The sequence below is a fragment of the Schinkia azotoformans genome (assembly GCF_035811335.1).
In the GTDB taxonomy this organism is placed as follows: domain Bacteria; phylum Bacillota; class Bacilli; order Bacillales; family Bacillaceae_J; genus Schinkia; species Schinkia azotoformans.
Genome location: NZ_JARSMD010000021.1, coordinates 130,671 through 142,445, shown reverse-complemented (window position 1 = coordinate 142,445; position 11,775 = coordinate 130,671). Strand labels below are relative to the sequence as shown.

The window sequence follows — 11,775 nt, the reverse complement described above, 5'->3', positions numbered from 1 at the left end:
CGAGTCCTGCGCAAGACTTTTTTATCCGCCAACCCTCGTTGTTTTTTTGCGGTAATTTTTAAGCAGAGTATCTAATACTTCTTCCGTTTCTGCTTTAAACCTAATATGGACGGCATTTACGAAAAAACTGGAGGTAATTTTGATTTCTTCTTCATACAAAATTGATGATTCCCAGTTTGTCCCTTGAATTATTATCGGAAATTGAGTAGTTTTTTGGGTACCACCAAGTTCCTTGAAATAATCTAGCAAATGCGCTAAATGTATACCCCTAAACTCTAATTCCGTTTGGACCATATTACCCTCCCGCAACCGGAGGAAATAACGCAAATTGATCATCAGGATTTATTTTTGTTAGTAGGCCGTCTTTGTGAATAATATTATGTCCATTAATAAAAACATGCACAAATGACTTCAGTGTTCTTTCCTCAGTGAAAATTTCATCTTCCATAGCTGGAAACATTTTGACCAATTCTTCTAAAATATCAATAACAACAAGTGATGCTGTTTCAACTTCAACAACACTCGCATTACAAATTTCTCTTAGATTTGCAAACACTTTAACTTGAACTTTCATCAGATCCCTCCTAGTCTCTATTTTATTATAAATAGGGCTGTTCCAAAAGTTTAGTCACTCGTCAAAGAAAATTTTTTGAAGCCTTATTTCATAATCTATCCAATATTGTTATGATGTGGATATGAGTAATTATTTTTAATGTGGAGGTATGGCATGTCATTTTTTGATAAAATGTTCGCAAGCGTTGGGATTGGTGCAGCAAAAGTTGATACGATTTTAACGAATGATAGACTCATTGCAGGGGACGATGTAAGTGGAAAAGTTGTTATCCTAGGGGGAAAAATTGAACAAGAAATTGATGAGATTTATTTAAAGGTCATTACCAGCTATGAAAGAGAAAGGGACGACAAAAAAATAAGGGAAGAATGCGTCATCGGTAAGTATCGTTTGACAGATCGGTTTACAATTAGGGCAAATGAAAAACGGGAAGTCCCTTTTTCCTTTGAGCTACCTATTGATACACCTGTTTCTTATGGAAAAACGAGAGTGTGGGTTGAAACTGGCTTAGATATTAAAAATGCCATTGATCCATCAGACCGTGACTATATTGATGTGCATCCTTCTACACTTATGAGTCAATTTCTTAATGCTGTTACAGACCTCGGATTTCGTTTACGCGAGGTGGATTGCGAAGCAGCTCCACATCGCCTAAGACGGAGATTATCCTTCGTTCAAGAATTTGAATTTATTGCAACAAAGGGGGAATTTAGAGGTCGACTAGATGAACTTGAGGTTGTATTCCTTGAAACTAGCCATGATCGAATGGATATCCTTTTGCAGGTCGATCGTCGCCCCACAGGTTTAGGCAGTCTATTTTCGGAAATGTTAAATCTTGATGAAACTAATCTTAGATTGACTGTAACTTCTGCAGAAATTCCTTTAATTAAAGAGAAATTACTACAAATTTTAAGAAAACATTCCTAATAGCACCCGAGATGGTGCTTTCTTTTTTACTAGCAAAAAAATCATTATTTTTGAAACTTTACATATATCTTTAACGTATTTAAAGTGTAAACATTTTCCGATAAGGGAGTAGATCCAATGTTAAAGAAAATATTAAAAACATTATTAAATTCTAACCATCGTCGCTAAAGCAGCAGTGATTACAAAAAAAATATGTATAGAAAGAATGGATACCATGGCCATTCAAGTTATGGTCTTGTGTCGAAGAAGTAATTCAGACGTTAGATCAATTAATTCTTGAATCAAAATTGCCGAAGTAATCCAAACTAAAGATGAATTTCAAAACATAACAGGAGGGTTACAAATGGGCAAAAAGCCTCGCAACAGCTTACGTGAAAAGAAAAATAATCATACACCCGATGATGTTATTCAGGCAAAAGAAATCGCACATGCGAAAGAATATTCCGCAACTGGAAGAAAACGATAGGCTGCCTACAAGGCAGTCTTTTCTATTGTCTAGCTTCAGCGCCCAGCGACTCGTAAACTTCACCCACCTCCCTATGATAAGTCAACATCGATTCGCAATTACTCATCGTGTTTCCTTTATCTCAGTCGATGGGCTCCAGTTTTGTCGTGCGCTAAACGGGCGCTTCCGCTTTTCTAATTATTCACAAAATGTTCAGTTATAGCCCATTTTTATATATAGTTTACAACATATAACGTGTTATTATAATGGTGGAGGTGGAGAGATGTGTTAGCTGGTTTTAAATATACTTTAGATGCCATTTTATCTCTGCTCAAGGAAAATGACCTTAAAGCACGTTATATGGAGTGTGAAGGACGATTTTTGTTTCGAATTGATGAGATGATGTGTGATGCAGGCTTTGGCTGTGACAATGTGGTCCTCGATGTGTTTTTTGATGAAGAGGAAAAAATACTTTTCATTGGATTGCTTCGCTTTCCTAAAGAGAAAAGAAGGGCCGGGTTGGGCAGTAAAATTTTAAAAAAGATTTTGGAATATGCCAATGAGCATAATTTTACAATATATTTGGATGCTTGGAATGAATCCCAGCCTTTCTGGAAAAAGTATGGTTTTAAGCATGTATATACCGATAAATATCATTTTGAAATACTTGGGTATTCTGGTAGTGGGCTTGATATCTTTCACGAGTGGGAACTTTTCAAAACGACAAAGGTATTTAAAATGTATCTTACCTGTCATGAAGAATAGAAAAGCGGAAGTTTACGAGTCGCTGGGCGCTGAAGCTAGGCAAAAAAAAGAAAAGCGATACCGCTTTTCTTTTTTATTCAGGTTCTAGCTATTGAAGCTTTGTATGGATAATTTTTGCGCTAATAATTCGTGCGAATGGGATCGGAGTACATAGCTTTGTATGTCCTTTAACACCATGAATGAGAAGAACTTTTTTATTTCTTCTATCAATATGAAGAATCCGTCCCTTTAAGCCTATCGTTTGATCGGTCTGTTGACCGGAGACTATGATTTCAATAGGTAACCCAAGTCTATAAGCCTGTGAAATGATCCGCTCCGTTTGCTGGGGATCTTGATCTTTTTTTCTTTTTCTATTTTCTAATAATAATATGCCACGCTTCATTCTTGTGTTAGCCAAATAAATAAAATTAATCCGCCAGTTTTCACCGCTACTGTCATCCAACATTATAAGTACCACCTATTATTATAGTATAAATATATTATAGGGGTTTGAGCGTTTATCTGGCAATAGACGTAATGAATTGTATTTTGTCTTTTTCAAGGATTGGCAGTAATGCGTTTTTCAATACTTCTCTTTCGGTTTCATTTAACGGTATTAGTGGCAATCTTAATGATCCTGTATCAATGCCCTTTAACCCTAGCGCTGCTTTAACAGGGGAAGGGCTTGGTGCCGCAAATAAAGCTTTCATCATTGGTAATAATTTTCGATGAAGGCTACTTGCACCTTTTAAATCTCCGTTAAAAAAAGCTTGAACCATGTCTTGCATTTCGTTTCCGATAACATGTGCCGCAACGGAAACAACGCCAACGCCGCCAATTGCAAGTACCGGAATGGTTAAGGCATCATCACCACTATACAAACTAAAGTTATCGTCCGTTTCTTCGATAATTTGGGCCATAGCATCAAGGTTTCCACTTGCTTCCTTCACACAAACAATATTTTCGACTTTAGAAAGACGGATGATAGTCTCAGGTGTCATATTTACGGCACTGCGTCCAGGTATATTATAAAGCATGACAGGGAGGGTAGTAGCTTCTGCAATGGTCTTAAAATGTTGATAAAGCCCTTCCTGTGAAGGTTTATTATAGTAAGGAACTACAAGCATAATGCCATTAACGCCTGCTTCTGCGGCTTTTTTTGTTAATTCAATTGAGGCTTGCGTATTGTTAGAGCCTGTTCCGGCAATTACAGGAATTCGACCATTCGCGACTTCAACAACTTTTCTATATAACAGCACTTTCTCATCGCTTGATAAAGTAGGGGATTCGCCTGTTGTACCTGCAACAACAATACCTTCCGTACCATTTGTAATTAAATAATTAACCAATTCAGTTACTTTGTTATAATCCACATCTCCATTTTCATTAAAAGGTGTTACCATAGCTGTTAAAATTCTTCCAAAGTTCATTCCATTCGCCCTCATTTCAAAATTTTTTTACAAATAAAAAAGCAACAACGATAGCTATCGTTGCTGCACGGAAGTTGTAAGTAAATAAAAATTCCAATGCGTGAGATAGCCCTCCATATAGACAACGCTATATGACAATCTTGCACCTATTCGATGCAAAACCAGTATCTGAGAAAAATGAGCTTCTCATCACTTCGGCGAATTCCCCTTTCAACCATGATCCCTGGATCTCATTATCCTCCCATAGTGTACTAATGGTTTTCGCGCCTCTATACTCACTTCAATGTAAGTTGAAGTAAATTTTATATTGTTTCTTGTACAATAACAGAAATTCCAGAATTTTTCAAGGGATTGGATAAAAAAGAAAAAGATTTTTGGAAAAAATTATTTAAAGTGATAAAATAGGAAAATATTAATCAGATAGTATCCAAGATATATAGATGGAAGGGATGGAAAATAAACGTGCGCGCTCAAGTTAAAGAGATTTCGTTAAAGGCACATCAAACAACTGAAAATGCAAGTACAATGTACCATATTTTATTTATAATCGGCTTTGTACACTTGCTAAATGATTCTATTCAAGCGGTAGTCCCCGCGATGTTCCCAATTCTTGCTGAATCACTTGGCTTTAACTTTACCCAGCTGGGTTTGATAGCCTTTGCTGTAAACATGACGGCTTCGATCATGCAGCCGTTGGTTGGAGCATTTTCAGATAAACATCCAATGCCGAAACTGTTGCCGATTGGCTTAACGCTTTCTTTATTTGGAATGCTTGGTTTGGCGTTGGCCCCTTCCTATGGTGTAATCCTTTTATCAGTTATGTTATTGGGCGTGGGATCTGCCGCCTTTCATCCCGAAGCTTCGAAAGTTGCCCATATGGCATCTGGAACACGAAAAGGTCTAGGGCAATCCGTTTTCCAGGTTGGGGGGAATGCGGGGCAATCACTGGCCCCTTTAATCACGGCGTTAATTTTGGTCCCGCTAGGCCAATTAGGGGCGATTTGGTTTACATTAGTCGCTTTTCTGGCCGTCATGATCTTAGTTTATATTTCAAAATGGTACGGACAACAGCTAACGATTAATCAAACTAGGAAAAGAAATTCAGGCGAAGATGCACCAACGATTGGAAAGTCTATAAAAATTGCTTTTGTATTACTCATATTTTTAGTGTTTATAAGACAATTTTATCATGCCGCAATCACGAACTATTTTGCATTTCATTTGATTGGCACCTATGGAATGAGAATTGATCATGCCCAAATCTATATCTTTTTATTCCTTGCCGCTGGCGCTGTCGGGACATTCCTTGGCGGACCGATTGCTGATAAGATCGGGATGAAAAATGTTCTGCTTTTTTCGATGATAGGAGCTGCTCCGTTATGTATTTGGCTTCCATATACAGGGCCTAAGCTTTCCATGGTTATTATTACGATAATTGGCTTTATATTACTTTGCAGTTTTTCCGTTTCTGTTGTCTATGCCCATCAGTTATTGCCAGGGCGGATTGGAATGGTTTCAGGGATGATTATTGGCTTTTCATTTGGTCTAGGAGCGATTGGTTCCATCGTCATCGGCTGGGTTGGAGACCAAATCGGCATTTCAACTACCTTGCTGTATGCGAGCTTCTTACCTTTGTTAGGGATTTTTACAGCTTATCTGCCGAATGAGAACAAAATACAGGAATTGCATAAGGCTAACCTTGTTTAAGAAGGCAGCCTTATTTTTTTTGCTTGGATAATAAACAATCTTCCAAATAGCATGATGGCCCCAACGGCGAGTCCAATAATTAAGCCAATCCAATATCCGAATGCTGCAAGGGAAGTATATTTAGCGAGCAAAAACCCCGTTGGCAGACCGATCAGCCAATAAGAAATAAGAGCGACTATGAAGGTTGCATTGACATCCTTGTACCCGCGAAGAGCACCTTGAATAGGAGCACCGAAAGCATCAGACAATTGGAATAAAATAGCGTATAACAGAAAATGTGTTGTTAGCTCCAGTACTTCTAGATCATTTGTATAAAGCCCGGCAACACTCTCTCTTAAAAAATATAAAAGAACAGATGTGATCAAAGCCATTACAATAGCAAACGAAATTCCAAGAAAACTGTATATTTTAGCGTCTTTAAATCGTTTTGCCCCAACTTCAAACCCTACTACAATCGTTAATGCCATAGAAATACTTAATGGAATCATATATAAGTAGGATGCAAAATTCATCGCCGCCTGATGGGAAGCAATAGTGAGTGTATTATATTCACTCATTAATAAGGTAACAGCAGCAAAAATACTCGTTTCAAAAAACATTGCAAAACCGATAGGGAGCCCGATTTTAAGAATTTCCTTCCATGTCTTAAATTGGACAGGATACAAAGTTCGAAATAATTGAAATGGACGAAAAGGGGCTAGTTTGATTACGACAAATAGGGCAAATCCAAGTATTACCCAATAGGTGATTGCCGTTGCATAGCCAGTTCCGATTCCGCCCAACTCAGGAAACCCCAATTTGCCAAAAATGAATACGTAATTTAAAATCACGTTGATAGGCAAGGAAGATAGTGTAATGACCATTGTCACCCTTGTATGCCCTAAAGCATCAATGAAGCAACGTAAAACGGTGTATATTACTAAAGGGATGACCCCAAATCCTAATCCTATTAAATAATGTTTGGCAATGTAAGAAACCTCAGTGGTTAGACTCATAGTATTTAAAATTGGATCGATTGCCACAAAACCGAGGATCAATATGATTCCAGCAATAACAATTGATAAATACACACCTTGAATAATAGAGAACGGAACATTCCTTGTGTTTTTAGCTCCAACTAATTGAGCAATAATAGGTGTAATCGCCAACAAAATACCATTAACCAAAGTGAATATGGGCATCCAAAGACTTGAACCAATGGCAACACCGGCTAAGTCATCTGCACTAGCCCTTCCGGACATCATCGTATCAAAGAAATTCATTGCGTAAAGGCCAATCTGGGTAACTAATATAGGAAATAATATTTTAATGAAAAAAAGTAGTTTTTGCTTCAACGTATAGGTTTGTTCCATGTCTTAACCTCAATCCTAGAGTATATGTCAAATAACTGAATTTAATCTACTAAACGAAAAATTACATGAGGAATATTATATCATATCGCAAAAAAATAAATTATAATTAAATTAATATTACTATTACTTTCCATAAAAAATAATTTTAGGTGATTATAATGGCCTTACCATTTACACAATTCTCCCAGAATGCAAATAAAGAGATGCTTAATCTCCTTCGGCAATTAGGTGATAACGATCAAACATCTGAAATCGGGGAGAAAATTAGAGAAATCTTTTTGAGAGAATATGCATTCATAAAAGATGCACTTGATTCGTCAACCATTGTTGCTGTAACTAATAAAGCTGGCATTATAGCATATGTAAATGATAAGTTTTGTGAGATTTCCCAATATAGCAGGGAAGAATTAATAGGCAGTACACATCGACTATTAAATTCGGGTTATCATAGTCCAAACTTTTTTAAAGAGATGTGGACTACGATTCTGTCAGGGAAAATTTGGTGTGGAGATGTAAAAAATCTAAAAAAAGATGGCAGCTATTACTGGGTTCATACAAATATTATTCCAATCATTAATAATGTCACAAATCAAGTCGAACAATTTATTGCGCTTCGTACAGATATTACGAAGGGAAAAGAAGCGGAAGAAGAGCTGCGCAAGGTTATTCAAAATGATTTCGAAAGGACGATAAGAAGCCTTGATAATATGGTGTTTAAAATTAAAAAAGATAGATATGGCGATTTCATTATTACTTTAGTAGAAGGAAAACTATCGAAGTTGCTGGACATTTCGGAAGGGATTTTTGATCAAAAAAGAATCGAGGATTTCTTTGGAACTGAAATGGCTAATGAGGCTTTGAGAAAATGTGAAGCAGCTTTCCGTGGAGAAAAGCATTCAATTAAACATCATTACAATGGCATCGAGTTATATACGACATTGTCTCCAATAATAGAAAACGGTACTATTATTGAAATTATTGGGAATTCCAACGATATCACTTTATTAGAATTGGCTCAAAAAGAAATTCACCATTTAGCCTACCATGATGATCTAACAGATTTACCGAACAGGAGAAAGTTAACAAAAGATTTACAAGAAAAGCTTAATCATATTTCCAATCAAAAATTCGCGGCTTTATTTGTTGATATTGACCGTTTTAAACAAATAAATGATACTTTAGGGTTCAATAGAGGGGATAAACTAATATTGGAGCTAAGCCAAAGATTAAAGCAATTTATTTCTGGGCTTGGAACAATCTACCGCTCAAGCGGAGATGAATATGTTATTATTCTTGAAAAATATAAAAATGACTCGATTCTTTCGAGGCAAGTACAAGAACTATTGAAGATTGTAGAAGAACCTATGTTAATTGATGGGTATGAATTAATGATTACATGTTCCGTTGGTGTTACTACGTTCCCTAACGATGAGGATTCAGCGGAAAAAATACTAAACCGAGTGGAAACGGCTTTAAAGCATTGCAAATTAAATGGTAGACAGGGATTTATCTTTTACAATGAAGAAATGGCTCAAAATACGAAGGAACGTTTAAACTTAGAGATCAATTTTAGAAAAGCTATAATAAATGATGAATTAACCCTTCATTATCAACCAAAATATATTCTTAATTCTAATCAAATGGATGGGATGGAGGCACTGGTACGCTGGTATTCCCCGGTATACGGGTTTGTCAGTCCGAACGAATTTATCCAGATTGCTGAGGATACCGGCTTAATCGTTCAATTAGGGGAATGGGTCCTTTATAATGCTTGTAAGCAAAATAAAGAATGGATTAATAATGGCTATCCACCGCGGAGAGTAGCTGTAAATGTTTCTGCGATTGAGCTCTTAAGACCAAACTATGTAGAGCGTGTAAAACGAATTCTAAAAGAAACAAAGCTTGATCCACAGTATTTAGAACTGGAAATTACTGAAAATAGTGTGATGCGTAATCTCGAAAAGGGGATCCAAATTCTTCAAGAACTAAAGAGTTTAGGGATTTTTATAGCCATTGATGATTTTGGTACAGGATACTCTTCGTTCGGATATTTAAAGCAGCTTCCAATTAATATTTTGAAAATCGATAAATACTTTATACAGGAAATTGATAAGAGCGAAATTGATGCAAATATTGTGAAATCTATGATACAATTAGGGCATACGTTTCACTTGAAAGTTATTGCAGAAGGGGTTGAAACAAAGAGAGCGGCGGAGATTCTCAGAGACCTAAACTGTGATATCGTTCAAGGTTATTATTTCAGTAAACCAATACCAGCTGATATGTTTGAAAAACTGTTATAACTTATATGAAACGTAATCATGTTTTCATGGTATAATGCATATGTATGAAAAAAGTGGAAAAAAGAAACGGAGGGTAGAAAGATGGACCAACAGAAACTAGCAACCTACTTTGAAGAGAAGATTAATGCCGCTAAAATCCAATTTGAACGAACAGTTGAATGCAAGCACACGGAGTTTGATGATTTGTATCCTTATATGAATGAACAGCCTACATTTTTTTGGTATAAGCGCTATGTTGCATGGCAGGAGTTATTAACCATTACTAAATTAGCAAGTGAACTTGAGCTTGAATGGAAATCTTTCTTTACCAAAAACCAAATTCTTTTTATTGATAACAAAGTATTAGACGCAAAAGTTTTAGACCATTGGTTTGAAGAATGCCGCCAAGAATCATAATAAAAAGTATAGTGGAACAGCCTGACTATAAAATGTCTAGATTCGCTCTAATCTACATGCGAATCAGGCATTTTTTTGTTTGTAGGCATATTAAATGAAATTTACATTTTAATAATTATATAATAAATGAAGAAATGTACTATTCCTAAAGAAGGTGAACGATATATCTTTACATAAACGAAACTTAATCATAATGTGGATTTCATCCTTCTTAATTTCGGGAAGTCTAACGATGGTAATGCCCTTTCTTTCTCTGCTCATTGACTCGATGGGAGATTATTCTACTGAATTTGTTTTAAAATGGGCTGGTTTAGTTTTTGGGGTAACCTTTGTAACAGCCTTTATCATTTCTCCAGTATGGGGCCGACTCGGAGACCGTCATGGCAGAAAAAAATTGTTATTATTTTTAAGTTTTGGTGCCTCGATTTGTATTTTATTAATGGGGATTGTCACTTCGGTTTACCATATTTTTATTATTAGATTTTTCATGGGCTTTTTTGCCGGCTTTATTCCGATGGCCCAGGCCTTTATTGCTACGCAAACACCAAAGAAAATTGCCGGTAAAGTAATGGGCACCCTCCAAACAGGATCGGTTTCCGGAGGACTATTTGGTCCGCTTATTGGAGGGTGGCTTGCAGATTCATTTGGATTTACTTATACATTTTTATTAACAGGATTCATTATCCTATTTACTTTTTTAATGATTTTAGCTGGAGTCAAGGAAGTGGAAGTTAATAAGAATGACTCCAAGAAAGAAGATTATTCAAGTAAACAGGTGTTCCATTTTATCTTTACAAGTCCACTCCTATTAGCTGTTATGGTTGTTGGAATGCTAGTACAAATCGCAAACTTTAGCATCCAGCCTTTACTTGCCATTTATGTAGGGGAATTACACGGACAACAGAATTTAGCCTTTTTCTCCGGCGCAGCTTTTTCGGTTGTTGGATTAGGTAATTTATTACTTTCGAGGGAATGGGGGAAATTAGGTGATCGCTTTGGTCATGACAAAATTCTCTTAATATTAGTCCTGGTAGGTGCAGTTGTGTATGTACCGCAGGCCTTTGTCACTTCCATTTGGCAGCTGCTCGTCTTGAGGCTTTTTCTAGGAATGGTAATCGGCGGTGTCATTCCTTGTATTGTCGCCTATATCCGTCAAGCTGCGCCATTTTCGATACAAGGTGAAGTGTTAGGCTATAATACGAGCTTCCGCTTCTTTGGGAATGTCGTCGGTCCTATCATGGGCGGCTTTATTTCAGGCTATATTGGGATTTCATCCGTATTTTTTGTGACAAGTGGGCTGTTTATCATAGGTGGATTTTTATTATGGATGGTACGCAGTAAATCAAACCTTCCCAAAATGAAAAATTCTTTTGGAAATTAGGTGAGTTCCCTATATAATATGGAGATGAATAACAATTTGAAAGGACTGTACGAAATGATTCATAATACATGGCAAAATAAAGACACCATTAAGCAAGTAAAATGTGTACATACAAACGCAGAAAAGTACATGGTAAACAGAGCGTTAACAGTAGGTAATATCTACGAGGTCAAAAACGAAACAGAAGAATTTCTGTTTATCATTGACAATACTGGCAAAGTTGGCGGATATTATAAAGATTATTTTGAAGCAATTTAATAAACAATTGAAAGGTAGGTTCGCAATGCAACCTATCTTTTTTTACTTTATTCAGGAGAATAAAGTAAAAGCCTCCGGTGGATGCCTCAGATTTTCAGAGGTAGTTTTTCGAGCAGGCTCGAAAAAATCTGGGCGCAAATGCGCCAAGGCGCATTTGATCAACGCAAAAACTAACAATCTGCGACATAATTCCCTGTTGTTGTATAGCTTTTTCATTTCAAATGCAGTAAAATTAATTTTTGAGTGCCGAACAGAGAGGAT

13 protein-coding genes and 1 riboswitch are annotated in these 11,775 nt (G+C 36.5%); of the genes, 8 read left to right on the top strand and 5 right to left on the bottom strand.

Features of this window, described 5'->3' with window-relative positions:
• Window positions 1–21: 21 nt before the first annotated feature.
• A complete protein-coding gene (locus P9E47_RS13545) occupies window positions 22–294 on the bottom strand; it encodes a hypothetical protein (RefSeq protein WP_003330229.1) in 273 nt (90 codons plus the stop codon).
• A 1-nt stretch (window position 295) separates the two neighbouring features.
• Window positions 296–574 carry a ubiquitin-like small modifier protein 1 gene (locus tag P9E47_RS13540; protein ID WP_003330230.1) on the bottom strand — a complete coding sequence of 93 codons (279 nt, stop codon included), beginning with the start codon at window positions 572–574 and terminating at the stop codon, window positions 296–298.
• Window positions 575–727: 153 nt separating this feature from the next.
• On the opposite strand from P9E47_RS13540, the gene P9E47_RS13535 reads away from it, so the two are divergent.
• From P9E47_RS13535 to P9E47_RS13525, 3 genes are all read left to right on the top strand, one after another.
• On the top strand, window positions 728–1,498 hold the full coding sequence (locus P9E47_RS13535; protein ID WP_326163689.1) for a sporulation protein: 771 nt from the start codon (window positions 728–730) through the stop codon (window positions 1,496–1,498).
• 343 nt (window positions 1,499–1,841) lie between these two features.
• Entirely contained in the window at window positions 1,842–1,964 is a 123-nt protein-coding gene (locus P9E47_RS13530; protein ID WP_087946148.1) for a hypothetical protein, read from the top strand.
• A gap of 264 nt (window positions 1,965–2,228) precedes the next feature.
• On the top strand, window positions 2,229–2,708 hold the full coding sequence (locus P9E47_RS13525; protein WP_003330233.1) for a GNAT family N-acetyltransferase: 480 nt from the start codon (window positions 2,229–2,231) through the stop codon (window positions 2,706–2,708).
• 88 nt (window positions 2,709–2,796) lie between these two features.
• On the opposite strand, the gene P9E47_RS13520 is transcribed toward P9E47_RS13525, so the two are convergent.
• Both P9E47_RS13520 and dapA read right to left on the bottom strand, forming a co-directional pair.
• On the bottom strand, window positions 2,797–3,153 hold the full coding sequence (locus P9E47_RS13520) for a hypothetical protein (protein ID WP_003330234.1): 357 nt from the start codon (window positions 3,151–3,153) through the stop codon (window positions 2,797–2,799).
• 52 nt (window positions 3,154–3,205) lie between these two features.
• Window positions 3,206–4,117: a 4-hydroxy-tetrahydrodipicolinate synthase gene (gene dapA / locus P9E47_RS13515; RefSeq protein WP_326163688.1), complete on the bottom strand. Its 912-nt coding sequence runs from the start codon at window positions 4,115–4,117 to the stop codon at window positions 3,206–3,208.
• A 98-nt stretch (window positions 4,118–4,215) separates the two neighbouring features.
• Window positions 4,216–4,397, bottom strand: a riboswitch (Lysine riboswitch).
• A gap of 182 nt (window positions 4,398–4,579) precedes the next feature.
• Between dapA and P9E47_RS13510 the strand changes: the two genes are divergently transcribed.
• Entirely contained in the window at window positions 4,580–5,824 is a 1,245-nt protein-coding gene (locus P9E47_RS13510) for an MFS transporter (RefSeq protein WP_326163685.1), read from the top strand.
• Here P9E47_RS13510 and P9E47_RS13505 read toward each other — a convergent pair.
• Window positions 5,821–7,176, bottom strand: a complete 1,356-nt coding sequence (locus tag P9E47_RS13505; protein WP_326163684.1) for an MATE family efflux transporter — start codon at window positions 7,174–7,176, stop codon at window positions 5,821–5,823. The genes P9E47_RS13510 and P9E47_RS13505 overlap by 4 nt on opposite strands.
• Window positions 7,177–7,334: 158 nt before the next feature.
• Between P9E47_RS13505 and P9E47_RS13500 the strand changes: the two genes are divergently transcribed.
• The 4 genes from P9E47_RS13500 (at window position 7,335) to P9E47_RS13485 (ending at window position 11,514) form a co-directional block, all read left to right on the top strand.
• A complete protein-coding gene (locus tag P9E47_RS13500; protein WP_326163682.1) occupies window positions 7,335–9,479 on the top strand; it encodes a putative bifunctional diguanylate cyclase/phosphodiesterase in 2,145 nt (714 codons plus the stop codon).
• An 81-nt stretch (window positions 9,480–9,560) separates the two neighbouring features.
• On the top strand, window positions 9,561–9,875 hold the full coding sequence (locus tag P9E47_RS13495; protein WP_003330239.1) for a hypothetical protein: 315 nt from the start codon (window positions 9,561–9,563) through the stop codon (window positions 9,873–9,875).
• A gap of 193 nt (window positions 9,876–10,068) precedes the next feature.
• Complete coding sequence (locus P9E47_RS13490; RefSeq protein WP_326163708.1) at window positions 10,069–11,256, top strand: MFS transporter; 1,188 nt, start codon at window positions 10,069–10,071, stop codon at window positions 11,254–11,256.
• Between the two features lie 54 nt (window positions 11,257–11,310).
• Window positions 11,311–11,514, top strand: a complete 204-nt coding sequence (locus P9E47_RS13485) for a DUF6501 family protein (RefSeq protein WP_003330242.1) — start codon at window positions 11,311–11,313, stop codon at window positions 11,512–11,514.
• The last annotated feature ends 261 nt before the right edge of the window (window positions 11,515–11,775 follow it).